The organism is Pseudoduganella danionis (genome assembly GCF_009720775.1).
Taxonomy (GTDB): domain Bacteria; phylum Pseudomonadota; class Gammaproteobacteria; order Burkholderiales; family Burkholderiaceae_D; genus Rugamonas; species Rugamonas danionis.
On sequence record NZ_WNKW01000001.1, the window covers coordinates 307,124 to 331,356 of the forward strand.

Sequence of the window (24,233 nt, forward strand, 5' to 3'; positions counted from 1 at the left end):
GCGTCAGCTTGGTAAATCGGCAGGTGCGGATTTCTGCCGCATCTTGTCGGCGTACATTTGCTTGTCGGCGTGGCGCATCAACTCCCGTATGCTGTCGCCATGCTGCAAGTAGAGCGACAGGCCTATGCTTGCGGACGGATACAGGCAGATATCTTTAAGCAGCACCGGTTGGGCCACGCAGCGCCGGATTTTATCAATCACCACCTCGGCCTGTTCCGGGCTCGTGACGCTCTCCAGTACGGCGACAAATTCATCGCCGCCGATGCGGGCAACGGTATCGACCGATCTGACGCATTGGGAAATTCTTGCGGCGATAGTTTTGAGCAGGATATCGCCCACATCATGACCGTGCTCGTCATTGATCGCCTTGAAATTATTCAGATCAATGAAGAGCAATGCGCCCCCTGTGCTGTCGCGCTGCGCCCGCAGTATGGCAGACTGGACACGGTCCTGGAACAGACGCCGGTTGGGCAGGCCGGTCAGTTCGTCGCATTGTGCCGCCTCCAGCAAATCAGCCTGCAGCGTAATGCGCTGGATAGCCGCACTGGCCTGCATCGCTGCGAAGCGGAATATTTCCTCGTCGTTGCTATGCTGGTGGCCCAGATGGACCTGCAATTCTCCCACTTTTATCCCGGCCTGTTCCAGCGGGTAGTGCACCGGTGCCGCAGCCCGCGGTGCCACATTGCCACTGCTGACAGTCGACCAGCGTTCGCCGTCGCAAGCGATGGCGAGTCCGCAGCAGAATGCGCGGCGTTGCAGAATGGCGTAGAAACTAGTGCAGAGCATTTCCAGCGTGCTCGATTGATGAGCGGCAGTGGCCAGTTCCGCCATGGACTCGTAGGTGCGCGATAATTGAACGCGCTCCGTCACATCGCGCGCAACCCCTATCCGGATCTGCTCTTCTGCCATCCAGTAGGCGCTCCATTGCAGGTAGGCTATCGTCCCATCTTTGCGCACATAGCGATTTTCGAAATTGCGCGAACGCTGGCCTTGCAGCACTTTTTCCATCGCGGCCTCAGTGCTGCCCAGATCCTTGGAATAGATAAACTCACGTAAATTGCGGCCCACCAGTTCCTCGGCGTCGTAACCGAGGATGTTGCTGGCAGCCTGATTGACGAAGACGATCTGACCATGCTCTTGCACTAGAAAAATTGCGTCCAGCATTAAATCGGCTACTTTTTGTATGCTTTTTTTCATGATCCGTACATCACCGTAGCCTTTGTACCTGCTGCTGTTCTTAGTGCCGCTTGTTATTGACTATTTCCGACAACAATTCAGGCGGAATAGGCTGGCCATGGGCACTCAGTTGGCGCACCGTTTCGTGCAGTAGATTCAGCCGTGTGATCTTAATCACCGCCCAGGCGATGATGAAGGCAAGCGGAATCAGCATTGCTATGACGGGAATCAGCACGGGTGAAATATCGGACAGTGAGCTCATCTGGTTTTCCTGGCTGGTTGGTCTTCGCCTGCCTGTGCCGCCGGCTTAGGCGTTTGCCTTAGCTTTTGCACCTGCAACGGTTCATGCCCGTAAGCATAACATTACTGTCGCTTGATCATAGCCTACCTGATCCTTGGAATGAAGTGCGCGTACGCTACAGCCGCCAGATTTTCCGTTAGCGGCCGTAGCAATGCGATACTGGGCACCTAGACGATAGGCGTCAGCGTGGTAGGTTTCAGTTTGGTAGCCAGTGCTTTGCCTTTGCGCGCGCGCTTGCCGAAGTGGACTGCCAGCGCCGATGCCGACAGGCGTTCCTCCTGCGGCTTGGCGCCACGGCCTATGCCGGACACGATCACACCTTTCTGGCTGATAGGCTGGGCCGCGATCAGGGTTTCCTTGTCTTCCAGCTCCATCAGGATCACGCCACGGCCGCCGTTGGTCAGCACCTTCATTTCGTCCAGACCGAATACCAGCACGCGCGCATTGGCCGACAGCACCGCCACGGCACTGGCCGTATCGGGAATCACGGCCGGTGGCAACGGCGTCGCGCCTTCGTCGAGCGTGATGTAGTTCTTGCCGCCCTTGATGCGGCTGACCATATCGCCTGCCTTGGCCACGAAGCCGAAGCCGGCGCTGGTGGTTAGCATCATCTGGGTGCTGCCGCTACCGGCGAAGTAATGCAGGATGCGGGTGCCGCTGGCCAGATCGATCAGCGTAGTAATCGGCACGCCGTCGCCACGCGCGTTCGGCAGCGCAGCTACGGGCACGGAGTAGATCTTGCCGTTGCTGCCGAAGGCCAGCAGGTGGTCTACCGTGCGGCATTCGAACGCGCCATACAGGCTGTCGCCTGCCTTGAAGGTGAACTGGGCCGAGTCGTGGCCTATGCCACTGCGCGCGCGTATCCAGCCTTTTTCCGAAATGATGACGGTGACCGGTTCGTCCACCACCTTCTGTTCCACCACGGCTTTCTGGGCTTCTTCGATCAGGGTACGGCGTGCGTCGCCATACTGCTTGGTGTCCGTCTCGATTTCCTTGATGATGGCGCGCTTCATCGAGTTCGGGTTGTCCAGCAGATCCTGCAGGATGCCTTTCTCTTTGCGCAGTTCGGCCAGTTCCTGCTGGATCTTGATGGCTTCCAGACGGGCCAACTGGCGCAGACGGATTTCCAGGATATCTTCGGCCTGGATTTCCGATAGGCGGAAGCGTTCCATCAGCGCCGCTTTCGGTTCGTCCGAATTGCGGATGATGTGGATGACTTCATCGATATTCAGCAGTATCGTCTCGCGGCCTTCCAGAATATGGATGCGCGCATCGACCTTGCCCAGCTTGTACTGGCTACGGCGGGTCACGGTAGCGAAGCGGAAGGTGATCCACTCCTGCAGAATTTCGGACAGGCCTTTCTGGCGCGGACGGCCATCGCCACCTATCATCACCAGATTGATGGAGGCCGACGATTCCAGCGAGGTATGCGCCAGCAACAGCAGCATGAATTCGGTCTGGTCCTGATTCTTCGATTTTGGCTCGAACACCAGACGCACAGGCGCAGCGCGGCCCGATTCGTCGCGGATGGTATCGAGCGAATTGAGGATCAGCGACTTCAGCGCGAGCTGCTCCGGCGACAGCGTCTTCTTGCCCAGCTTGATTTTCGGGTTGGTCAGTTCTTCGATTTCTTCCAGCACCTTTTGCGCCGAAGTACCGGGCGGCAGTTCCGTCACCACGGCCTGCCACTGGCCGCGTGCCAGCTCTTCGATCTTCCAGCGTGCCCGCACTTTCATGCTGCCACGGCCGGTCGCGTACATATCACTGATCTGCGATGCTGGCGTGATGATCTGGCCACCACCGGGGAAGTCCGGACCGGGGATCAGTTCCATCAGTTCGCTGTGGCTGATCTTCGGGTTCTTGATCATGGCCACCGTGGCCTGCGCCACCTCGGTCAGATTGTGCGACGGGATTTCCGTCGCCAGACCCACGGCAATACCGGAGGCTCCGTTCAGCAGCACCATAGGCAGGCGCGCTGGCAGCAGGGCCGGTTCTTCCGTCGAACCGTCGTAGTTGGCCTGGAATTCCACCGTGCCCAGATTGATTTCGTCCAGCAGCACTTTGGCTATTGGCGTCAGACGGGCTTCGGTGTATCGCATGGCTGCGGCACCGTCGCCGTCGCGCGAACCGAAGTTACCCTGACCGTCGATCAGCGGGTAGCGCAGCGAGAAGTCCTGCGCCATACGTACCATCGCGTCGTACACGGACTGGTCGCCGTGCGGGTGCAGCTTACCGAGCACGTCACCCACCACCGTCGCCGATTTGCGCGGCTTGGCGCTGGAGTTCAGTCCCATTTCATTCATTGCGTACAAAATGCGGCGCTGTACCGGTTTCTGGCCATCGCACACGTCGGGCAGGGCGCGGCCCTTGACCACCGAGATGGCGTAATCGAGATAGGCGCGTTCTGCGAAGGTGGACAGGGTCAGCGAGTCGCCGCCATCGCCACCGTCGCCGTTGCCGAATACGCCGTTGTCTTCGCCGCCATTGCCACCGTTACCGTCGCCGCTGCCATTATCGCTGCCGTCGCCGTCACCGCCGCCATTGCTGCCATCACCATTATCGCCGCCGTCGCCGCTCTGGCCATCGTTGCTATTGCTGGCGTCGGCCATGCTGCTTGCCAGTGCGGTGTCGCTGCTGTTGTCATCGGCCAGCGCTACGTCGTCGCCGGATTCGAACAGATCGCCCTCTACTGCGGCAGGTGCTGCCGCGGTTTTGTGGGCAGGCGCGCCGGCCGTGCTGGCGGACGCGCTGCTGTTTGCGGCCGGCTCGTTGGCCGGTTCGTCAAAGAGATTTGCTTGAGTCATGATCAGTAATAGTTAGATATCGGCGTCGGCTTCGTTACCGTGTTCTTCGATCCATGCGCGACGGGCGGCGGCTTCGCCTTTACCCATCAGCATATTGAAGCGGGACGAGGCTTCCGTCAGGCCGAAGCCCCCCAGCGCAACCGGCAGCAGACGGCGCGTATCGGGATTCATGGTGGTTTCCCATAGCTGTTCGGCGTTCATTTCACCCAGACCTTTGAAGCGCGAGATCGACCATGCGCCTTCTTTCAGGCCATCCTTGCGCAGCTTGTCTTCGATCGCGGTCAGTTCGCCGTCATCGAGCGCATACAGCTTCTGAATAGGCTTCTTGCCGCGTGCCGGTGCATCCACACGGTATAGCGGTGGACGGGCGATGCATATATTGCCGTTGGCGATCAGTGCCGGGAAGTGGCGGAAGAACAGTGTCAGCAGCAGTACCTGTATGTGCGAGCCGTCCACGTCTGCATCGGAGAGGATGCAGATTTTGCCGTAGCGCAGACCGCTCAGATCCGGCGTGCTGGTGGCCGTGTGTGGATCAACGCCGATCGCCACGGCGATGTCGTGGATTTCGTTGTTGGCGAACAGGCGGTCTTTATCGGTTTCCCACGAATTCAGCACCTTGCCGCGCAGCGGCAGAATGGCCTGGAATTCCTTGTCGCGCCCCATCTTGGCCGAGCCGCCTGCCGAATCACCCTCGACGAGGAACAGTTCGGTGCGGGTTACGTCGGACGATTCGCAATCCGTCAGCTTGCCCGGCAAAACCGCCACGCCCGAGGATTTCTTCTTCTCGACTTTCTGCAGCGAGCGCAGACGCGATTGCGCCTGTTTGATCACCAGTTCGGCCAGTTTCTTGCCGTGGTCAACGTGCTGGTTGAGCCACAGTTCCAGCGCCGGCTTGGAGAAGGTCGACACCAGACGCACGGCATCGCGCGAGTTCAGGCGTTCCTTGGTCTGCCCTTGGAATTGCGGGTCCAGCACTTTGGCCGACAGCACGAAGGATACGCGCGCAAACACGTCTTCCGGCAGCAGCTTGACGCCCTTAGGCAGCAGCGAGTGCAGTTCGACGAAGCTCTTCACGGCGCCATACAGACCGTCGCGCAGGCCCGATTCGTGGGTGCCGCCGCTGACAGTAGGGATCAGGTTGACGTAGGATTCGCGCACGATGGCGCCTTCTTCCGTCCATGCCACCACCCAAGCCGCGCCTTCGCCTTCGGCAAAACCTTCCGCATCGGGGCCGGCAAACTGCGCGCCTTCGAACAGCGGAATCAGGGTTTCTCCATTGCCCGTTTGGGCCAGCGTTTCGGTCAGATAGCCGCGCAGGCCATCGTCGTATTTCCACGTCTGCGATTCGCCCGTCTTGCCGTTGTTGAGCGTGACGGAAACGCCGGGCAGCAGCACGGCCTTGGAGCGCAGCAGGCGTTGCAGCTCGACTTGCGAGATATTCGGCGAATCGAAGTATTTACCATCGGGCCATGCCGTGACGCGGGTGCCGGATTTTTTGCCGTCGCGCGGCGCCACCACGGAAGCCAGCGGTTCCACCACGTCGCCATGTTCGAAGGCCAGCTTGTGCAGGCCGGTGCCGTCCGGCTCCTTGCGCCACACGGTAATTTCGAGTCGCTTGGACAGCGCATTGGTGACCGACACGCCGACGCCGTGCAGACCGCCGGAGAAGGCATAGGCACCGCCCGAACCCTTGTCGAACTTGCCGCCCGCGTGCAAACGGGTGAAGACGATTTCCACCGTCGGCACACCTTCATCGGGATGCAGACCGACGGGAATACCACGGCCATCATCCTCGACGGTGATGCTGCCGTCGGCATTCTGCGTGACGATAATATTCTTGCAATGGCCACCGAGCGCTTCGTCGGAGGCATTGTCTATGACTTCCTGAATGATGTGCAGCGGGTTCTCGGTGCGGGTGTACATGCCCGGACGTTGCTTGACTGGTTCCAGTCCCTTGAGGACGCGGATAGAGGATTCGCTATAGTCGGAAACGGGTTTTTTAGTGGCCATACGTGATCAAGCTGATAATTTAAATACTGTGTTTATGTACAGTTTTGTGCGAACGTTTGCGTATTCTATCCTCAACTGACGGCAATCGCGGCAAAAAATCGGCGCGCGCTAATTTATACACGATGTTTACGGGGCGGCGATACCTTTTTAGACCGTTTTTACAGGCCATTGTCTAAGCTGTGCGGCAGCGCAGGGGGGATGGCAAGGCCTTGATCTGTCAGTGTTTTTCCGTGCTTTCGGCAGTCATTACAGGGGCCGGACAGGGCGTGGCTAACTGGCCTCACTCCCTGCGCGTGCCTGTTTTTTAATCACTGACTGAAAGAACCCACCATGCAGAAATTGATCATCGCCGCAGCTCTGGCCACTATTTCGGGCGCCAGCTGGGCCCAGACGGACGACGCCAGCAGTGCTGTTAGCGCCGAACATGCAAGTAGCTACAACCTTGCCGTGGTTACGGATTATCGCTACCGCGGCATCTCGCAAACCCGCTTCCGGCCCGCCGTGCAGGGCGGTTTCGATTACAGCCATAGCCCCAGCGGCCTGTATGCGGGTAGCTGGCTATCGACCATCCAGTGGACCCGCGATGCCGGTGGCAGCGGCATGCTCGAATGGGATCTGTACGCGGGCCGGCGCGGCCAGCTGGACGCACAGGGCCGCTACAGCTACGACTTCGGTGTGCTGCGTTACCTCTATCCCGCCAATGCGCTGGCGCGCGTGAGTGGCTACGCCAATGCCAATACTACCGAGCTGTATGCCCAGCTAGGCGCCGGCCCGGTCTACCTCAAATACTCGTATGCCGTGACCAACCTGTTCGGCTTCGTCGATAGCCGGCATAGCGGCTATCTGGATGCGGGCGCCAATCTGGAACTGGATGGTGGCTACACCCTGAACCTGCACGCGGGCCGCCAGCAGGTGCAGCGCAACGGCGCCGCCAGCTACAGCGACTGGAAGCTGGGCCTGACGCGCGACTTCGGTGTGCTGACGGGCGCGCTGGCCGTGATCGGCACCACCGCCAGCAAGACCGCGTATGCCTCGCCTGCCGATGGCCGCTATCTGGGCAAGACCGCGCTGCAGCTCACCCTGAGCAAGGTGTTCTGAGCCTGTGCACGGCGCGCTACGCTGCCGGCCACGCCAATTTTTACGCTTTGTTTACACCGCGTCCCCCAGTCTTTACAAAATCTTTAGACCCCTGGCGATAAGCTGTTCACTGTCAAAACAAGACCTGTGAGGGTGTGATGGATGTCGTATTTATTGGTGCTCTGGCAGCGTTTATCGCTGTGTGCATAGCGTTTGCTGCCGCCTGCGAACAACTGGGAGGCCAGCCATGAATCTGTTTTATCTGCTAGGCGGCTGCGTTGCGGCCGGCCTGCTGGTGTATCTGGTCGTCGCATTGCTGAAAGCGGAGGAGCTGTGATGAACCCTGCCTCGCTACTGCTATTGCTGGTTTTCCTGCTGGTGCTGCTGGCACTAGCTTATCCGCTCGGTATTCTGCTGGCCCGTGTGGGGCAGGGGGCTGACCTGCCTGTACCGGCCTGGATGGGCTGGCTGGGCAGGCTGGAACGGGCGCTGTATCGCGCGGCCGGCATCGCCGGCAAAGACGGCCAGCCGGCAGGCCAGAGCTGGAAGGCCTATGCTTTTGCGCTGATGCTGTTCAACGGCGTCGGTGCGCTGGCCGTGTACGGGCTGCAGCGGCTGCAGCAGTATCTGCCGCTGAACCCGCAGGGGCTGGCCAATGTGAGTCCGGATTCTGCCTTCAACACGGCGGTGAGCTTTGTCGCCAACACCAACTGGCAGGGTTATAGCGGCGAACAGACCATGAGCTATCTGACCCAGATGCTGGTGCTGACAGGGCAGAACTTCTTCTCTGCTGCCACCGGCATGGCCGTAGCCTATGCGCTGATACGGGGATTTGCCGCCCGCTCGGCGCGCGCTATCGGCAATTTCTGGGCTGACGTCACCCGCTCCACGCTGTATGTGCTGCTGCCACTGTCGCTGCTGCTGGCGGTTTTCCTGATGGGGCAGGGCGTGATCCAGAACTTCTCGCCCTACAAGGAAGTACAGCGGCTGGACGCGGTGAGCTATAGCCAGCCCAAAACGGCGGCCGATGGCCAGCCCGTGCTCGATGCCCAGGGCCAGCCGGTGATGGAAACCCTGAGTACCCGCACCCAGACTATCGCCATGGGGCCGGTGGCTTCGCAGGAAGCCATCAAGATGCTGGGTACCAATGGCGGTGGCTTCTTCAATGCCAACTCGGCCCACCCGTACGAGAATCCTACGCCACTGAGCAACTTCTTCCAGATGATCGCCATCTTCCTGATTCCGGCCGGGCTGTGTTTCGCCTTCGGCCGCATGGTGGGTGACCAGCGTCAGGGCTGGGCCGTGCTGGGCGCAATGACCTTGCTGTTCGTGCTGTGCGCAGTAGCGGTGCTGGGGGCGGAGCAGCAGGCCAGCCCCGTGCTGCAAGGCCTGCAGGTGGACCAGACAGCCAGTGTCTGGCAGGCAGGCGGCAATATGGAGGGCAAGGAAACCCGCTTCGGCATCAGCGCTTCGGCCCTGTTTGCGGCAGTGACCACGGCGGCATCGTGCGGTGCGGTGAATGCCATGCACGATTCCTACATGCCGGCCGGTGGTCTGATACCGCTGCTGCTGATGCAGTTCGGCGAAGTGATCTTCGGCGGCGTGGGTTCCGGCCTGTACGGCATGCTGGTGTTTGCCATCATGGCGGTCTTCATCGCCGGCCTGATGATAGGCCGCACGCCTGAATATCTGGGCAAGAAGATCCAGTCCTACGAAATCAAAATGACTGCGCTGGCGATACTGGTCACGCCCACGCTGGTGCTGGCGGGGACCGCCATCGCCGTGCTGTGCGAGGCCGGCAAGGCCGGCATCGCCAATCCCGGCGCCCACGGCTACAGCGAAATCCTGTACGCCTTCAGCTCGGCCGCGAACAACAACGGCAGCGCATTTGCCGGCCTGTCTGCCAATACGCCGTTCTATAACAGCATGCTGGCCATCGCCATGTGGTTCGGCCGCTTTGCCGTGATCATGCCGATACTGGCGATTGCCGGCTCGCTGGCCGGCAAGCAGCGGCTGGAAGCCAATAGCGGCACCCTGCCTACCCACGGCGCCATGTTCATCGGCCTGCTGTGCGGCGTGGTGGCGCTGGTCGGCGTGCTCAATTATGTCCCGGCGCTGGCACTGGGGCCGCTGGTCGAACACCTGCAGCTATTCGCCAGATAAACCGCTTTCCATCAGGAGTCGCTTATGTCGAACCTACCTATGACACAACAAGAGATCACCATGTTTTCCCATCCACCCATGCGCAAATTCAGCATGTTCGATGCGGGGCTGCTGCGCCCTGCGCTGGCCGATGCCTTGCGCAAGCTGCACCCGGCCGTGCAGTTGCGCAGCCCCGTGATGTTCGTGGTGTACGCCGGCGCCATCATCACCTCGCTGCTGTATGTGCAGGCCCTGCTGGGGCAGGGCGAAGCGCCGGCCGGCTTCATACTGGCCACGGCCATCTGGCTGTGGTTCACCGTGCTGTTCGCGAATTTTGCCGAGGCCATGGCCGAAGGCCGCAGCAAGGCGCAGGCAGCCTCGCTGCGCAGCCTGAAACAGATGGTGATGGCCAAAAAGCTGGCCACGCCGCAGCATGGCACTACCTGGCTGCCGCAACCGGCGCAGGATCTGCGCAAAGGCCATTACATACTGGTCGAAGCGGGCGACGTGATACCCATCGATGGCGAGGTAATCGAAGGTGTCGCATCGGTGGACGAGAGCGCCATCACGGGTGAATCTGCCCCCGTGATCCGCGAATCGGGCGGCGATTTTTCCTCCGTCACGGGCGGTACCCGCGTGTTGTCCGACTGGCTGGTGGTGAAGGTGACGGTGAATCCCGGCGAGACCTTCCTCGACCGCATGATCGCCATGGTGGAAGGCGCCAAGCGCAAGAAAACCCCGAATGAAATCGCCCTGACCATCTTGCTCGTAGCGCTGACCATTGTGTTCCTGATCGTGACGGTGACGCTGCTGCCGTTCTCGCTGTTCTCGGTCGCGGCGGCCGGCGCCGGCACGCCGATCAGCATCACCGTGCTGATTGCCCTGCTGGTATGCCTGATACCGACCACCATAGGCGGCCTGCTGTCGGCCATAGGCGTGGCCGGCATGAGCCGCATGATGCAGGCAAATGTGATCGCCACTTCGGGCCGTGCCGTGGAAGCGGCCGGTGATGTGGATGTGCTGATGCTGGATAAAACCGGCACCATCACGCTGGGCAACCGCCAGGCCTCGGCCTTCTTCCCGGCGCCGGGCGTGAGCGAACAGCAGCTGGCCGATGTGGCCCAGCTGGCGTCGCTGGCCGATGAAACGCCGGAAGGGCGCAGCATCGTGGTGCTGGCCAAGCAGAAGTTCAATATCCGCGAGCGCGAGATGGCTGCGCTGCAGGCCGTGTTCGTGCCATTTTCTGCCAACACGCGCATGAGCGGGATCGATCTGGGCCAGCGCCAGATCCGCAAAGGCGCAGCCGATACGCTGCGCAAATATGTGGAAGCGCAGGGCCAGAGCTATCCGGCCGAGGTGGCGCGCAGTGTCGATGATGTGGCACGCCGCGGCAGTACGCCGCTGGTGGTGGCCGATCAGGGCCGCGTGATGGGCGTGGTGGAACTCAAGGATATCGTCAAGGGCGGCATCAAGGAACGCTTTGCCGAATTGCGCCGTATGGGTATCAAGACGGTGATGATCACGGGCGATAACCAGCTGACGGCAGCGGCGATTGCGGCGGAAGCGGGCGTGGACGATTTTCTGGCCGAAGCCACACCGGAAGACAAGCTCAAGCTGATCCGGCAGTATCAGGCTGAGGGCCGGCTGGTGGCCATGACGGGCGACGGCACCAACGATGCACCGGCGCTGGCGCAGGCCGATGTGGCCGTGGCGATGAATTCCGGTACGCAGGCCGCCAAGGAAGCGGGCAATATGGTGGACCTCGATTCCAATCCCACCAAGCTGCTGGAAATCGTCGAAATCGGCAAACAGATGCTGATGACGCGCGGTTCGCTGACCACCTTCTCGATTTCCAATGACGTGGCCAAGTATTTCGCCATCATACCGGCCGCCTTCGTCGGCACCTATCCGCAGCTGAAGGCGCTGGACATCATGCAGCTGGCCAGCCCTGCGTCGGCCATCATGTCGGCGCTGATCTTCAATGCGCTGATCATCGTGGCGCTGATTCCGCTGGCGCTGAAAGGCGTGCAATACCGTGCCATAGGTGCGGTCGCGCTACTGCGCCGCAACCTGCTGCTATACGGCGTGGGCGGCCTGCTGCTGCCGTTCGCCGGCATCAAGCTGATCGACTTGCTGCTGTCTGCATTCCATCTGGTTTAAGGAGCCATCATGCTGAATACCCATTTGAAGTCCCAGCTGCGTCCAGCCATCGTGCTATTCGGCGCCCTGACGCTGCTATGTGGCGTGCTGTATCCGTTGGCCGTCACTGCCATCGGCCGCGCGGTGTTTCCGTCGCAGGTGGCCGGCAGCATCATCGAACAGCAGGGCAGGCCGGTAGGCTCGCTGCTGATCGGCCAGTCGTTCAGCGCGCCGCAGTATTTCTGGGGCCGGCCTTCGGCCACGGCGCCCATGCCAGCCAATGCTGCCGCTTCGGGCGGTTCCAATCTGGGGCCGCTCAATCCGGCGCTGGCCGACGCCGTGCGTAGCCGTATTGCGGCACTCAAGGCGGCCGATCCTGCTGCCGTACTGCCGGTGCCGGTGGATCTGGTTACGGCTTCGGCCAGCGGGCTCGATCCCGAAATCAGCGTGGCGGCAGCACGCTATCAGGCTGGCCGCGTGGCGCGGGCGCGCGGTCTCGATGCGGCCCGAGTGCTGGCACTGATAGAAGGCCAGCAGTTGTTGCCGCTGGCCGGCTGGTTCGGCGAGGCGCGCGTGAATGTGCTGGCGCTGAATCTGGCACTGGATAGTCTGGCGGGGTCACCTGCGGCACGGTCCGGCCATACGCAGTAGAATCAGCGCATGGCCATGTTTCCCCATCCCTCCCAGCGTCCCGATCCCGATGCCTTGCTGGCACAGGTGCAGGCGCAGGAGCGGCGCGCTGCGCGTGGCCGCTTGCGCATCTATTTCGGTGCCTCCGCCGGTGTCGGCAAGACCTACGCCATGCTGGCGGCCGCCCGCAAGCTGCAGGCCGAGGGGCAGCCGGTACTGGTGGGCGTGGTGGAAACCCATGGCCGCAGCGAGACGGCGGCCATGCTGGCAGGACTCGAGGTGCTGCCGCTGAAAGCAGTCAGCTATCGTGGCAGGCAGTTGGCGGAGTTCGATCTGGATGGCGCGCTGGAACGTCGTCCGGCCCTGATCCTGATGGACGAACTGGCCCATTCGAATGCGCCCGGTGCGCGCCACCCCAAGCGCTGGCAGGATGTGGAGGAGTTGCTGGATGCCGGTATCGACGTGTATAGCACGGTCAATGTTCAGCATCTGGAAAGCCTGAACGATGTGGTGGGCGGCATTACCGGCATACGGGTAGGCGAGACGGTGCCGGACACGGTGTTCGATCAGGCCGATGAAGTGGTGCTGGTGGATTTGCCGGCCGACGAATTGCTGGCCCGCCTGAAAGGAGGCAAGGTCTATCAGGCGCCGCAGGCAGAACGGGCGGCGCGCCATTTTTTCCGCAAGGGGAATTTGATCGCCCTGCGCGAACTGGCCTTGCGCCGTACGGCCGACCGCATCGAAGGCGATGTGCGCGCCTACCGCATCGAACAGTCGATAGCCGATATCTGGAAGACTGGCGCGGCGCTGCTGGCCTGCGTCGGCCCCGGCGACCACGCCGACCACACGGTACGCAGTGCGGCACGGCTGGCCAGCCAGCTGGGGACGGGCTGGCACGCCGTGTATGTGGAAACGCCGGCCTTGCAGCGGCTGTCCGAGCCGCAGCGCGTAGCCATGCTGCGGTCGCTCAAGCTGGCCGAAGAACTGGGCGCCACGACGGCCGTCGTGGCCGGACAGGATGTGGCGCAGGCCGCGCTGGAATATGCACGCGCACATAATCTGTCCAAGCTGATGCTGGGGCGGGCCGGCCCCGGCTGGCCATGGCGCACCAGCCTGATTCGTCGGCTAGCCGCGGCGGCGCCGGATCTCGACCTGATCGAAATCGGCGCGCCCAGTGAGGCGCTGGCAGCGCTGAAGCAGCGCTCGGGCGCCGGCGTCGTGGGCGGCGCGGCAGCCAGCCCGCAGAACGATAGCGGCGAGCCGGATACGCTGTTGCGCCAGCGGCTGCTGGCCTATGGCGCGGCGGTGCTGGCCAGTGTGGCCATGGCGCTGGTCGCGACGCCGCTACTGGCCTATCTGGATCTGGCCAACATCGCCATGCTGTTCCTGCTGGTGGTGCTGCTGGTGGCGGCGCGCTTCGGCCGCGGCCCCAGTGTGCTGGCAACCTGTGTCAGCGTGGCCTGCTTTGACTTCTTCTTTGTGCCGCCGCGCTTCACGCTGGCGATCAGCGATTTCCAGTATCTGGTGACGTTTGGCGTGATGCTGGCCGTAGGTCTGATCACGGGCCATTTGACGGCCGGTTTGCGTTTTCAGGCGCAAGTGGCCTTCAACCGCGAGAGGCGCGCCCGTGCGCTTTACGAATTTTCGCGCGAGCTGTCCGGCGCGCTGCAGGCCGAGCAGATTTTCGATACCACCCGTCTGTTCATCCAGCGTGCCTTTCAGGCCCGTGCCACCTTGCTGGTGCCGGATGCCGAGGGGCACCTGCAGCTGCCGGCGCCGGATACATCCGCTGCGGCGCCGGCACAAGCCAGCGCTGCCTCCCATCTGGGTGGACTGGATATGGGCATAGCCCAGTGGTCGTTCGACCGTGCCGAAGTAGCCGGACTGGGTACAGACACTTTGCCGGCCAGCGCCGTGTTCTACCTGCCGCTGGTTGCGCCCATGCGTACGCGCGGTGTGCTGGCCATAGAGCCGGAAAAATCGCGCTGGATACTGATACCGGAACAGCGCCAGCAGCTCGATACCTTCGGCGCGCTGGCCGCGATTGCGCTGGAGCGCGTGCATTACATCGAAGTGGCGCAGAATGCGCTGGTGAGCATGGAGTCCGAGCGCTTGCGCAATTCGCTGCTGGCGGCGCTGTCACATGACCTGCGCACGCCCCTCACATCGCTGGTGGGGCTATCGGAAGGACTGGGGCACAGCGAGCCGCCGCTAGCCGCAGCCCAGCAGGAAATGGCACGCAGCCTGCACGAAGAGGCGCTGCGGATGAGTACTCTGGTCGCCAATCTGCTCGATATGGCACGCATCCAGAGTGGGGAAGTGAGCTTTAACTTGCAATGGCAGTCGCTGGAAGAAGTAGTGGGCAGTGCCTTGCGCGCCAGTGCCAGCCAGTTGCGCCAGCATGTGCTGCGCACCGTACTGCCGGCCGATCTGCCGCTGCTGCGCTTCGATGCCGTGCTGATTGAACGGGTGCTCTGCAACCTGCTGGAGAATGCTGCCAAATACACGCCGGCAGGCGCGCAGATAGAACTGTCGGCCGAAGTGCACGGCACCTGGCTGCAGCTGACGGTGGCCGACGATGGCCCCGGCCTGCCGGCCGGGCGCGAGGAAGCCATCTTCGAAAAATTTACCCGTGGCGAGCGCGAATCGGCCAAGCCGGGCGTCGGGCTGGGGCTGGCGATCTGCCGTGCTATTGTGGAAGCCCATGGCGGCCGCATCACAGCCGCGCCTTCACCGCTGGGGGGCGCGGCATTTGTGCTGACCCTGCCGCTGGGCAGCCCGCCCGCCATGCCGGAACCGGAAGAACTGACAGGACAAGATGATGAATGAGTTGGCACCAACGGCACTGCTGGTGGAGGACGAACCGCAAATCCGCCGTTTCGTGCGCGCAGCGCTGGAGCAGGAAGGCTGGCAGGTGCATGAGGCGGCCACTTTGCAGCGGGGCCTGATCGATGCGGGCACACGCAAGCCGGATCTGGTGATCCTCGATCTGGGTCTGCCTGATGGCGATGGCCTGAGCTTCATCGCGGACTTGCGCAAGTGGTCCAGCGTGCCCGTGATCGTGCTGTCGGCCCGGGTCAATGAAAGCGACAAGATCAGCGCGCTCGATGCGGGCGCCGATGATTATCTGAGCAAACCGTTCGGCGTAGGCGAGCTGCTGGCGCGTGTGCGCGCCACCTTGCGGCGCCAGCGCCAGCCAGCTGCCGATACGGCGGGGCTGGTGCATTTCGGCGACATCACGGTGGACTTGCAGCAGCGCCGCGTGACCCGCGCCGGCACGCCTGTCCATCTGACGCCGACCGAGTACCGCCTGCTGGCAGTCCTGGTCAGCAATGCCGGGCGGGTGATGAGCAATCCCCAGTTGCTGCGCGCCGTCTGGGGGCCTTCGCAATCCGAGAACGGCCACTATCTGCGCATCTACATGGGCCATCTGCGCCACAAGCTGGAAGCCGATCCGGCCCAGCCGCGCTACCTGCTGACGGAAACGGCAGTGGGTTACCGTTTGCAGCTGCCGCTCTAGGCGCTAGCCTGAGCCGCGCCTATTTGCTGAGGGTGCGCATGGCCCGTTCCAGCCCGTCCATGGTGAGGGGGAACATGCGCCGGTTCATCAGCTGGTCGATGATGGAGATGGACTGGCGGTACTGCCAGACGCCGGCCGGTTCGGGATTGAGCCAGACAAATTTGGGGAAGGTAGCGGTAAAACGCTGCAGCCAGACCGCGCCCGCTTCCTGATTGTTGTACTCCACCGAGCCGCCCGGCTGCAGGATTTCGTAGGGGCTCATGGTGGCGTCGCCGACGAAAATCAGCTTGGTATCGGGCGGATATTTGCGCAGGATGTCCCAGGCCGGAAAACGTTCGGCGTGACGGCGACGGTTGTTCTTCCACAGGTAGTCGTACACGCAGTTGTGGAAGTAGAAGAACTCCATGTTCTTGAATTCGCTGCGGGCGGCCGAGAACAGTTCTTCCGTGCGCTCGATATGGTCGTCCATGGTGCCGCCCACGTCGAACAGCATCAGTACCTTGATGTTGTTCTTGCGCTCGGGCTGCATCTTGATGTCGAGGTAGCCGGCGTTGCTGGCGGTGGCGCGGATGGTGGCGTCCAGCGCCAGTTCTTCCGCTGCGCCCAGACGCGCGAACTTGCGCAGACGGCGCAGCGCTACCTTGATGTTGCGCGTGCCGATTTCGCGTTCGCCGTCGTAGTCCTTGTAGTTGCGGGCTTCCCACACTTTGACGGCATTGCGGTTGCCGCCCTTACCGCCTATGCGTATGCCTTCGGGATTGGTGCCGCCGTGGCCGAACGGCGATGTGCCGCCCGTGCCTATCCACTTGCTGCCGCCTTCGTGGCGTTCCTTCTGCTCCTTGAGCAGCTCCTGCAGGCGGTCCATCAGCTTGTCGTAGCCGTACTTTTCCAGTGCGGCGCGCTGCTCTTCGCTCAGTTCGCGCTTCATGCGCTGCACCAGCCAGTCCAGCGGTATCGTGCCGTTCTGCTCAAAGGCAGCCTGTATGCCTTTGAAGTACAGGCTGAACGCGCGGTCGAACTTGTCGAAATGGGCTTCGTCCTTGACCAGCGTGATGCGGGCCAGATAGTAGAAATCATCGAAGGAGGTGTCGATCACCTGCTTCTGTAAAGCCTCCAGCAAGGTGAGAAACTCCTTGATGGTGACGGGGATCTTGGCGTCCCTCAGCGTGTAGAAAAAATCGATCAGCATGTCAGACGGTTCCGTGTTGCGCCAGCTTGTAGCGCAGGTGGGCTTTGATTTCCGGCCATTCGCCGGCCGTGATGCTGTACATGACGGTGTCGCGCACGGTGCCGTCGCGGCGCAGGGCGTGGTGGCGCAGCACGCCATCCTTCTTCGCGCCGAGTCGCTCGATGGCGGCCTGCGAAGCGTGGTTGAAATTATCCGTGCGCAGGCCGACCAGTGCCGCACCCAGTGTTTCGAAGGCGTGGGTCATCAGCATCAGCTTGCAGGTAGTGTTGACGTGGCTGCGCTGGGCACTGCGCGCATACCAGGTATAGCCGATTTCGAGCCGGGCGATGGCCGGCACGATATCGTGGTAGCTGGTGGTGCCCAGCACCTTGTCGCTGGCCGCATCGAGCACGGCAAACGCCAGCCGTTCGGGGCGCTGGCCCAGTGCCTTGGCGATGTAGGCGTCGACTTGATCCGGTTCCGGCACGGAGGTGATGCGCAGCTTCCACAGCTCGCCGTCGCTGGCAGCGGCACGCAGGCCTTCCGCATGCTGCGGGCCCAGTGGCTCTAGGCGTACGCCATGCAGTTCCAGCGTGACGGGCGCGATCGGTGCGGCAGGGTGGGCGAGAGTATGCATCAGCGATTATTCCGTGACATATAGACCAGACGTTCGAACAGGTGCACATCCTGCTCGTTCTTGAGCAGGGCGCCATGCAGCGGTGGCACGATGGCCTTGGCATCGTCGCTGCGCAGCGCGGCGGGCGGAATGTCTTCTGCCATCAGCAGCTTGAGCCAGTCGAGGAATTCCGAAGTGGATGGCTTTTTCTTCAGACCCTGTACGTTGCGCAGGTCGTAGAACGTTTGCAGTGCCTGCGCCAGCAGCTCCTTCTTCAGATGCGGGTAGTGCACCTGCACGATCTGCTCCATGGTGTCGCGGTCCGGGAACTGGATGTAGTGGAAGAAGCAGCGGCGCAGGAAGGCGTCCGGCAGTTCCTTCTCGTTGTTGGACGTGATGATCACCAGCGGACGGTGTTTGGCGCGCACCATTTCGCGGGTTTCGTAGACATAGAATTCCATGCGGTCCAGTTCGCGCAGCAGATCGTTGGGGAATTCGATGTCGGCCTTGTCGATTTCATCGATCAGCAGCACCACCGGCTGATCTGTTGTAAAAGCTTGCCACAGCACGCCTTTGACGATGTAGTTATTGATCTCGCGCACGCGCTCGTCGCCGAGCTGGGAATCGCGCAAACGCGAAACGGCGTCGTATTCATACAAGCCCTGCTGGGCTTTGGTGGTCGATTTGACATGCCATTGCAGCAAGGGCATGCCCAGCGCGGCGGCCACTTCTTCCGCCAGCATGGTTTTGCCGGTGCCCGGTTCACCCTTGATCAGGAGCGGGCGTTGCAGCGTCAAAGCCGCATTCACGGCCAGTTTCAGGTCATTGGTAGCGACGTATTGAGCGGAACCTTCGAAGCGCGGTGTAGCAGACATGGGGCTTTGATTTCTACAGTAAAAAAGGGAAACGTCAGTATAGGGGAGAACGCTAGAGGCGGGGCTCGGATGCTGCGCGCAACAGAGTGCGGGGCAGTGTGTTGTAATGGCAATGAATTGCGTAGCCGCGCAATATTTCTTGAGTTAGAATCGCAAGCTCAATGCAAATGTCAAGTTTTTGCATCCGCGGTAGTATCCGATTACTTACCTTGCACACACTATGAAAAAAATCTCCGCACTCCTCGTGCTCGCTGGTTGCGCTAGTTTGGCTTCAGCAGCTGACCTCGTGGGCAATGCCCAGAATGCCAAAGCAAAGATTGAAATGTGTATCGGTTGTCACGGGATTCCCGGCTACAAAGCCAGCTTCCCTGAGTCGTTCCAAGTGCCGATGATAGGCGGCCAGTCGGCCAAGTTCATCGAAGGCGCGCTGAAGGCCTACCAGAAGGGCGATCGCAAGCACCCGAGCATGAAGGGTATTGCGGCCAGCCTGTCGGATCAGGATATCGCGGATGTGGCGGCGTACTATTCGCAGCAAACGGCTAGCGCAAAATAAGGATAGGGACATGAAAAAACTGTTAATCGCACTGGCATGCGCCACCGTGTCCTACTCCGCTGTTGCGGGTGGCAATATCGATGCAGGCAAAGCCCTGACGGAGAAATACAGCTGCTTCGCCTGCCATGGCAAAGACTACAACAGCCCTATCGATCCGAGCTATCCGAAACTGGCTGGCCAGCACAAGGATTACCTCGAGCACGCGCTGACCGCCTACAAGCGCGGCGACGCGGCCAACGGCCGTAACAACGCCATCATGGGTGGTCAGGTTAAAGCGTTGAGCGATCAGGACATCCGCGACATCGCGGCTTACCTGCACAGCCTGCCGGGCAGTCTGGTGTCGCACCGCTAAGCCAACTTCAAGCCACACCGGGGTCAGGTCGGGCATTGGCGCAGAGCTCGCTACTTTCGTAGCGGACTCTGCGCCAATGCCCGACCTGACCCCTTGTTACTTTTAGAGCAGACGGCGTACGGCTTCGATATACGCCAGGCCGTCAGGCTGGGTGCCGTTGCGCTGGGCGTTCCAGATCATTTCACCGAGACATTCCATGATGGCGTGCTGGGCAGCGTGGGCGTCGTCCAGCTTCAACGTTAATGCTGTGGCGGCGGCGCGGATGCCAGGCGGCTGGTCGATCGAGATCTGCTCGTCAATCGACAGGTGCATGGACAAGTGCAGGAAGGGATTGCTGACATTGCCGCCCGAGTAGTCGCGCGTCAGTGCGTGTTCCACATCAGCCAGCACATCGTGGTATTCGGGGTGGTGGCGTATCCAGTCGCTGGCCATGGCTTCAAGCGGAGTCAGGAGTTCGTTGGCCCGCTGCTTGCGGAAGGTCTCGCAGAAGAAGCGGCGGACGTCGTCGGAAGATGGATTAAACATGGCGGTATTGTACCTGCTACGCCGTTGCGGGCAGAAATGACAACGGGACAGCATGCTGTCCCGTTGGTGTTTGTTGCGCTGCGATGCAGTGCTGTGATCAGCTGTCTTTGCCGGCGACAGTGTCGTTGCTGGCCGTTTCCGGGGTAGCTTCTGCTGCGTTGCCGCATTGGGCGGTCGGCGCAGACCCTGCCGTCGCCTGGGCAACATTGCCGGTGCTATTGTTCTGCACGGCAGCCGGCGGGTTGTTGCGCGGCTGGCGCAGATAACGTGCACCGTGGCGGCGATCCTGGCCGTTGGCGGGCCAGGTCAGGAAACGCGACAGCTCCTGCAAGGCACGCTGATAGACATCGCGCTTGAATTCAATCACCACATCCAGCGGCACCCAGTAGTCATGCCAGCGCCAAGCGTCGAACTCGGGGTGGTCGGTCAGGCGCAGATTCACATCGTTGTCGCGTGCGCACATGCGCAACAGGAACCAGATCTGCTTCTGGCCACGGTAATGGCCACGGATTTCCCGCTTGATAAAGTGATCCGGTACCTCGTAACGCAGCCAGTCACGCGTGCGACCGACGATTTTTACATGTTCTGCCCTTAATCCGATTTCCTCTTCCAGCTCCCGGTACATCGCCTGTTCCGGCGTTTCTCCATATTTAATGCCGCCTTGCGGAAATTGCCATGAGTGCTCGCGCACCCGTTTACCCCACCACACCTCGTTCTGGGCGTTTAGCAGGATAATGCCGACGTTGGGCCGAAACCCTTCACGATCGAGCATATTGCACCTCAATACTTTCTGCGACTGAGCTCCCTGCTTATATTTTTGCCCACAAAACCGCACGCCGGCACGTCTTTCGGGGTACGAAAGCGGCCGGACAGGCATCAATTGAACGCATTTGTATAAAGTATGGACGCATCAGCCAGCTAATCCTTTAAAATTAGGTTGATTATAACCCTCTCTTTTTAAAAAGAATTCACCGTATGCGCGCCTCACGATTTTTTATTTCCACGCTTAAAGAAGCTCCTTCCGACGCCGAGATCGTCAGCCACCAGCTGATGATGCGCGCCGGCATGATCAAACGCCTCGGTTCCGGTATCTATACCTATATGCCTATGGGCCTGCGCATCATCCGTAAAGTCGAAGCCATCATACGTGAAGAGATGAACAAGGCCGGCGCTATCGAGTTGCTGATGCCGCTGGTACAGCCAGCCGAACTGTGGCAGGAGACTGGCCGCTGGGACAAAATGGGCCCGGAACTGCTGCGTGTCAAAGACCGCCACGGCCGTGACTTCGCCATCCAGCCGACTTCGGAAGAGGTGATTACCGACGTGGTCCGTACGGAAATCAAATCCTACCGTCAGCTGCCGTTGAATTTTTACCACATCCAGACCAAGTTCCGCGACGAGCGTCGTCCACGCTTCGGTCTGATGCGTGGCCGCGAGTTCACCATGAAGGATGCCTATTCCTTCGACCGCGATCAGGCCGGCATGCAGCAGTCCTACCAGCGCATGTTCGACGCCTACGTGTCCATCTTCAACCGCTTCGGCCTGAAATTCCGCGCCGTGGCGGCCGATAACGGCGCCATCGGCGGTACCGGTTCGCACGAATTCCACGTGATCGCCAGCACCGGCGAAGACGCGCTGGTGTACTGCGCCGATTCCGATTACGCCGCCAATATGGAAGCGGCCGAAGCGCTGCCGCTGGTCGCCAGCCGTCCGGCCGCTGCCGAAGCGCTGACCAAGGTCGCCACGCCTGACGCCACCAAGTGTGAAACCGTGGCCGAACAGCTCAAGCTCGATCTGAGCCGTACCGTGAAAACCATTGCCCTGACGGTGGAAACGGAAACCGACGGCAAACTGACTAAACAGTATTTCATGTTGCTGTTGCGTGGCGACCACGAACTGAACGAAGTCAAGGTTAACAAAGTGGCCGGTCTGGGCGCTTACCGTTTCTCGACCGAAGCGGAAATTCTGGAAGTCTACGGCTGCGTACCGGGCTATCTGGGCCCGGTCGGCACCAAGGCGCCAGTCACCGTGGTGGCGGATCGCACCGTGGCCAACATGGCCGACTTCGTCTGCGGCGCGAATGACGCCGGTTTCCACTACACGGGCGCCAACTGGGGCCGCGATACGGCCGAGCCTAGCATCGTCGCCGACCTGCGTAACGTGGTCGCTGGCGACGCTTCGCCGGACGGCAAAGGCGTGCTGGCCATCGAGCGCGGCATCGAAGTGGGCCACGTATTCCAGCTGGGTACGGCCTATTCGGAATCGATGAAAGCTACCTTCCTCGACGAAAACGGCAAACCTGCGCCGCTGCAGATGGGCTGCTACGGTATCGGCGTGACGCGTATTCTGGGCGCCGCCATTGAGCAGAACTTCGATGACAAGGGCATCATCTGGCCAGCCGCGCTGGCGCCGTTCGAGCTGGTGCTGTGCCCTATGGGTATGGACCGCAGCGAAGCCGTCAAGGAAACCACCGAGCGCCTGTATGCAGAAGCCGTGGCGGCTGGCATCGACGTGATTCTGGACGACCGTGGTCTGCGTCCGGGCGGCATGTTTGCTGACTGGGAACTGATCGGCGTACCGCACCGTGTGGTGATTGGCGACCGTGGCCTGAAAGAAGGCAATCTGGAATACCAGGGCCGTCGCGATACCGAAGCGACTGCCGTGCCGGTGGCCGATGTGATCAGCTTCATCAAAGGCAAGATCGCAGCGTGAAACGGCAACGCAGGCTAGTGCGCTGGGGCGCTGCGGCAGTGTTACTGGCCGCAACGCTGCCCGCGCTGGCCGGCAACCAGAAGGAAGAAGCGCTGGCCGACTCCGTGCGGCTGGCGCTGGCGAACGCGATCCGCGATGCGGCGCCACCCCAGCCGAGCTTCCGCACGGAAGCGGAGCGTCAGCGCTACCAGCAATGGCTGGAGCAGATGTCGGCACGCCTGCAGCGGCGCCTGCCCGATCACCAGACCCGTACTGAATTCCTCGCCACCGTGTGGTATGAAGCGCGCCGTGCCGGACTCGATCCGGCCATGGTGCTGGGCCTGATACAGGTGGAATCGGCCTATCGTAAATATGCCGTGTCGATGGTGGGCGCGCGCGGCTATATGCAGGTAATGCCGTTCTGGACCAGCGTGATCGGCGACCATAATCGCAGCGCGCTATTTAATATGCAGACCAATCTGCGCTATGGCTGCGCCATCCTGCGCATGTATCTGGACATGGAAGCAGGCAATCTGTTTCTGGCGCTGGGCCGCTACAACGGCAGCCGCGGCAAGTCCGATTATCCGAATGCCGTACTGGCAGCATGGAACCACTGGAAGCTGCCCGCCGAAATAGGCAACGCGATCGCGCCGCGCATGGCAGTGGGTAATGCGCGCTAGCCGGCTACTTGCTTACTGACCGCGCGCCGCATCAGGTGCGACGATATTCACGACCTGAACCAGCGTCTGCGTGTGCAGTTCATAGAGGATGTTGCTGTCGAAAAGGACTAGCGCCATTCAGCCCTCAGAGCGCGCTGATAATCCAGTCCATCTGCAGGAATGTCTTCCCGTTCTGCCCACAAGCCGGCGATCTTCCGGAGTGCAGCCATGCGGCGGGCACGAGCTTGCTCTATGGTTTCTTCTTGGGCGACGGGGCTCTCGCAGCGGGCCTTTGCTGGTGTTTCGTGAGGACGGTTTAGCCTAGCCATGGCGGCCTCGCACTAATCTGGATGATTTATCCAGTCTAGCCGAATTGCGCCGGTCCGGCATCGTTGCCGCTAAGTGTGGAGTTTGAAATTCGGGGTGGTGTTTGACGGCGCTCAAAGGAGTAAGCGGAGTCGGCAGAAGGTTGCGCGGAAGGGATGGAAACGCAACAAGGGGAATTCTGTAACCCTTTGATTTAAAGGGTTACAGCGCAGTACTGCGATTACTTCAGGTGGTCGGAAATGAGCTTGGTCATTTCGAACATGGACACCTGAGCTTTGCCGCCGAATACAGCTTTCAGCTTGTCGTCGGCATTGATCATGCGGCGGTTGGCCGGATCTTGCAGGTCGAGCTTCTTGATGTAATCCCAGACTTTTTTGGTGACTTCAGTGCGTGGCAGCGGAGCTGCGCCCACCACGGCGGCCAGTGCGGCCGATGGGGTCATGGCCTTCATGAAGGCGGCGTTGGGTTTGCGCGGTGCGGCCGGCGCTTTTTTCACTGCGGCAGGCTTGGCGGCTGCTGCCTTGGCTGGTGCGGCTTTCTTCGCGGCTGCCGGTTTAGCGGCCGCAGCTTTCTTAGCGGGTGCTGCTGGGGTTTTTTTGGCTGTTGCCATATTCGAGCCTCCTTAACGAACACATGGAAAAATTGCGCAATTGATCGCACCGGTTAAT

General features: G+C 61.2%; 21 protein-coding genes. 11 read left to right on the forward strand and 10 right to left on the reverse strand.

Annotation, left to right across the window (positions count from 1 at the left end):
• Positions 1 to 3 precede the first annotated feature (3 nt).
• The 4 genes from GM655_RS01395 to GM655_RS01410 all read right to left on the reverse strand — a co-directional run bounded on the left by GM655_RS01395 (position 4) and on the right by GM655_RS01410 (position 6,291).
• The gene (locus tag GM655_RS01395; protein ID WP_155432853.1) at positions 4 to 1,197 is read right to left on the reverse strand and encodes a sensor domain-containing diguanylate cyclase; all 1,194 of its coding nucleotides are present in this window, start codon (positions 1,195 to 1,197) and stop codon (positions 4 to 6) included.
• Positions 1,198 to 1,237: 40 nt separating this feature from the next.
• On the reverse strand, positions 1,238 to 1,438 hold the full coding sequence (locus GM655_RS01400) for a hypothetical protein (protein WP_155432854.1): 201 nt from the start codon (positions 1,436 to 1,438) through the stop codon (positions 1,238 to 1,240).
• 206 nt (positions 1,439 to 1,644) lie between these two features.
• On the reverse strand, positions 1,645 to 4,086 hold the full coding sequence (parC, locus tag GM655_RS01405; RefSeq protein WP_229632431.1) for a DNA topoisomerase IV subunit A: 2,442 nt from the start codon (positions 4,084 to 4,086) through the stop codon (positions 1,645 to 1,647).
• A 207-nt stretch (positions 4,087 to 4,293) separates the two neighbouring features.
• On the reverse strand, positions 4,294 to 6,291 hold the full coding sequence (locus tag GM655_RS01410; protein ID WP_155432855.1) for a DNA topoisomerase IV subunit B: 1,998 nt from the start codon (positions 6,289 to 6,291) through the stop codon (positions 4,294 to 4,296).
• 330 nt (positions 6,292 to 6,621) lie between these two features.
• Here GM655_RS01410 and GM655_RS01415 point away from each other — a divergent pair, with 330 nt between their 5' ends.
• From GM655_RS01415 to kdpE, 7 genes are all read left to right on the forward strand, one after another.
• Positions 6,622 to 7,389 (forward strand): TorF family putative porin, encoded by a 768-nt coding sequence (locus GM655_RS01415; protein WP_155432856.1) that lies wholly within the window; start codon positions 6,622 to 6,624, stop codon positions 7,387 to 7,389.
• A gap of 226 nt (positions 7,390 to 7,615) precedes the next feature.
• Positions 7,616 to 7,705: a K(+)-transporting ATPase subunit F gene (gene kdpF, locus GM655_RS01420; protein ID WP_155432857.1), complete on the forward strand. Its 90-nt coding sequence runs from the start codon at positions 7,616 to 7,618 to the stop codon at positions 7,703 to 7,705.
• Positions 7,705 to 9,531, forward strand: coding sequence for a potassium-transporting ATPase subunit KdpA (gene kdpA, locus GM655_RS01425; RefSeq protein ID WP_155432858.1), 1,827 nt, complete (start codon positions 7,705 to 7,707; stop codon positions 9,529 to 9,531). The genes kdpF and kdpA overlap by 1 nt, the downstream gene beginning before the upstream one ends.
• A 60-nt stretch (positions 9,532 to 9,591) precedes the next feature.
• A complete protein-coding gene (kdpB, locus tag GM655_RS01430) occupies positions 9,592 to 11,670 on the forward strand; it encodes a potassium-transporting ATPase subunit KdpB (RefSeq protein ID WP_371866740.1) in 2,079 nt (692 codons plus the stop codon).
• A gap of 24 nt (positions 11,671 to 11,694) precedes the next feature.
• The gene (kdpC, locus tag GM655_RS01435; RefSeq protein WP_308807399.1) at positions 11,695 to 12,300 is read left to right on the forward strand and encodes a potassium-transporting ATPase subunit KdpC; all 606 of its coding nucleotides are present in this window, start codon (positions 11,695 to 11,697) and stop codon (positions 12,298 to 12,300) included.
• A gap of 15 nt (positions 12,301 to 12,315) precedes the next feature.
• Positions 12,316 to 15,108: a two-component system sensor histidine kinase KdpD gene (kdpD, locus tag GM655_RS01440; protein ID WP_155434063.1), complete on the forward strand. Its 2,793-nt coding sequence runs from the start codon at positions 12,316 to 12,318 to the stop codon at positions 15,106 to 15,108.
• Entirely contained in the window at positions 15,101 to 15,799 is a 699-nt protein-coding gene (gene kdpE / locus GM655_RS01445; RefSeq protein ID WP_155434064.1) for a two-component system response regulator KdpE, read from the forward strand. The genes kdpD and kdpE overlap by 8 nt, the downstream gene beginning before the upstream one ends.
• Positions 15,800 to 15,818: 19 nt before the next feature.
• Here kdpE and GM655_RS01450 read toward each other — a convergent pair whose 3' ends face one another.
• The 3 genes from GM655_RS01450 to GM655_RS01460 are packed head-to-tail and all read right to left on the reverse strand — an operon-like array spanning position 15,819 to position 18,458.
• Complete coding sequence (locus GM655_RS01450; protein ID WP_155432860.1) at positions 15,819 to 16,988, reverse strand: vWA domain-containing protein; 1,170 nt, start codon at positions 16,986 to 16,988, stop codon at positions 15,819 to 15,821.
• Position 16,989: 1 nt separating this feature from the next.
• Positions 16,990 to 17,604, reverse strand: coding sequence for a GNAT family N-acetyltransferase (locus GM655_RS01455; protein WP_155432861.1), 615 nt, complete (start codon positions 17,602 to 17,604; stop codon positions 16,990 to 16,992).
• Positions 17,604 to 18,458 (reverse strand): AAA family ATPase, encoded by an 855-nt coding sequence (locus GM655_RS01460; protein ID WP_155432862.1) that lies wholly within the window; start codon positions 18,456 to 18,458, stop codon positions 17,604 to 17,606. Before GM655_RS01460 ends, GM655_RS01455 begins: the two co-directional genes overlap by 1 nt.
• 220 nt (positions 18,459 to 18,678) lie before the next feature.
• Between GM655_RS01460 and GM655_RS01465 the strand changes: the two genes are divergently transcribed.
• Together GM655_RS01465 and GM655_RS01470 are read left to right on the forward strand one after the other, a co-directional pair.
• Positions 18,679 to 19,011, forward strand: a complete 333-nt coding sequence (locus GM655_RS01465; protein ID WP_155432863.1) for a c-type cytochrome — start codon at positions 18,679 to 18,681, stop codon at positions 19,009 to 19,011.
• A 10-nt stretch (positions 19,012 to 19,021) separates the two neighbouring features.
• Positions 19,022 to 19,363, forward strand: a complete 342-nt coding sequence (locus GM655_RS01470) for a c-type cytochrome (RefSeq protein ID WP_155432864.1) — start codon at positions 19,022 to 19,024, stop codon at positions 19,361 to 19,363.
• Between the two features lie 102 nt (positions 19,364 to 19,465).
• Here GM655_RS01470 and GM655_RS01475 read toward each other — a convergent pair whose 3' ends face one another.
• On the reverse strand, positions 19,466 to 19,888 hold the full coding sequence (locus tag GM655_RS01475) for a DUF1841 family protein (protein WP_155432865.1): 423 nt from the start codon (positions 19,886 to 19,888) through the stop codon (positions 19,466 to 19,468).
• Positions 19,889 to 19,985: 97 nt separating this feature from the next.
• Positions 19,986 to 20,660 carry an RNA pyrophosphohydrolase gene (locus GM655_RS01480; protein WP_229632330.1) on the reverse strand — a complete coding sequence of 225 codons (675 nt, stop codon included), beginning with the start codon at positions 20,658 to 20,660 and terminating at the stop codon, positions 19,986 to 19,988.
• Positions 20,661 to 20,863: 203 nt separating this feature from the next.
• On the opposite strand from GM655_RS01480, the gene GM655_RS01485 reads away from it, so the two are divergent.
• Positions 20,864 to 22,600, forward strand: a complete 1,737-nt coding sequence (locus GM655_RS01485; protein ID WP_155432866.1) for a proline--tRNA ligase — start codon at positions 20,864 to 20,866, stop codon at positions 22,598 to 22,600.
• Positions 22,597 to 23,259: a lytic transglycosylase domain-containing protein gene (locus tag GM655_RS01490; protein WP_371866677.1), complete on the forward strand. Its 663-nt coding sequence runs from the start codon at positions 22,597 to 22,599 to the stop codon at positions 23,257 to 23,259. The genes GM655_RS01485 and GM655_RS01490 overlap by 4 nt, the downstream gene beginning before the upstream one ends.
• A gap of 526 nt (positions 23,260 to 23,785) precedes the next feature.
• On the opposite strand, the gene GM655_RS01495 is transcribed toward GM655_RS01490, so the two are convergent.
• Positions 23,786 to 24,175 carry an SWIB/MDM2 domain-containing protein gene (locus GM655_RS01495; protein ID WP_155432867.1) on the reverse strand — a complete coding sequence of 130 codons (390 nt, stop codon included), beginning with the start codon at positions 24,173 to 24,175 and terminating at the stop codon, positions 23,786 to 23,788.
• Between the last annotated feature and the right edge of the window lie 58 nt (positions 24,176 to 24,233).

What these genes read in the sequence shown, in the direction of transcription:
- GM655_RS01395 (WP_155432853.1), bottom strand. Translation starts at nt 1,197, where the DNA reads ATGAAAAAAAGCATACAAAAAGTAGCCGATTTAATGCTGGACGCAATT.
- GM655_RS01400 (WP_155432854.1), bottom strand. Translation starts at nt 1,438, where the DNA reads ATGAGCTCACTGTCCGATATTTCACCCGTGCTGATTCCCGTCATAGCA.
- parC (WP_229632431.1), bottom strand. Translation starts at nt 4,086, where the DNA reads ATGGCCGACGCCAGCAATAGCAACGATGGCCAGAGCGGCGACGGCGGC.
- GM655_RS01410 (WP_155432855.1), bottom strand. Translation starts at nt 6,291, where the DNA reads ATGGCCACTAAAAAACCCGTTTCCGACTATAGCGAATCCTCTATCCGC.
- GM655_RS01415 (WP_155432856.1), top strand. Translation starts at nt 6,622, where the DNA reads ATGCAGAAATTGATCATCGCCGCAGCTCTGGCCACTATTTCGGGCGCC.
- kdpF (WP_155432857.1), top strand. Translation starts at nt 7,616, where the DNA reads ATGAATCTGTTTTATCTGCTAGGCGGCTGCGTTGCGGCCGGCCTGCTG.
- kdpA (WP_155432858.1), top strand. Translation starts at nt 7,705, where the DNA reads ATGAACCCTGCCTCGCTACTGCTATTGCTGGTTTTCCTGCTGGTGCTG.
- kdpB (WP_371866740.1), top strand. Translation starts at nt 9,592, where the DNA reads ATGTTTTCCCATCCACCCATGCGCAAATTCAGCATGTTCGATGCGGGG.
- kdpD (WP_155434063.1), top strand. Translation starts at nt 12,316, where the DNA reads ATGTTTCCCCATCCCTCCCAGCGTCCCGATCCCGATGCCTTGCTGGCA.
- kdpE (WP_155434064.1), top strand. Translation starts at nt 15,101, where the DNA reads ATGAATGAGTTGGCACCAACGGCACTGCTGGTGGAGGACGAACCGCAA.
- GM655_RS01450 (WP_155432860.1), bottom strand. Translation starts at nt 16,988, where the DNA reads ATGCTGATCGATTTTTTCTACACGCTGAGGGACGCCAAGATCCCCGTC.
- GM655_RS01455 (WP_155432861.1), bottom strand. Translation starts at nt 17,604, where the DNA reads ATGCATACTCTCGCCCACCCTGCCGCACCGATCGCGCCCGTCACGCTG.
- GM655_RS01460 (WP_155432862.1), bottom strand. Translation starts at nt 18,458, where the DNA reads ATGTCTGCTACACCGCGCTTCGAAGGTTCCGCTCAATACGTCGCTACC.
- GM655_RS01465 (WP_155432863.1), top strand. Translation starts at nt 18,679, where the DNA reads ATGAAAAAAATCTCCGCACTCCTCGTGCTCGCTGGTTGCGCTAGTTTG.
- GM655_RS01470 (WP_155432864.1), top strand. Translation starts at nt 19,022, where the DNA reads ATGAAAAAACTGTTAATCGCACTGGCATGCGCCACCGTGTCCTACTCC.
- GM655_RS01475 (WP_155432865.1), bottom strand. Translation starts at nt 19,888, where the DNA reads ATGTTTAATCCATCTTCCGACGACGTCCGCCGCTTCTTCTGCGAGACC.
- GM655_RS01480 (WP_229632330.1), bottom strand. Translation starts at nt 20,660, where the DNA reads ATGCTCGATCGTGAAGGGTTTCGGCCCAACGTCGGCATTATCCTGCTA.
- GM655_RS01485 (WP_155432866.1), top strand. Translation starts at nt 20,864, where the DNA reads ATGCGCGCCTCACGATTTTTTATTTCCACGCTTAAAGAAGCTCCTTCC.
- GM655_RS01495 (WP_155432867.1), bottom strand. Translation starts at nt 24,175, where the DNA reads ATGGCAACAGCCAAAAAAACCCCAGCAGCACCCGCTAAGAAAGCTGCG.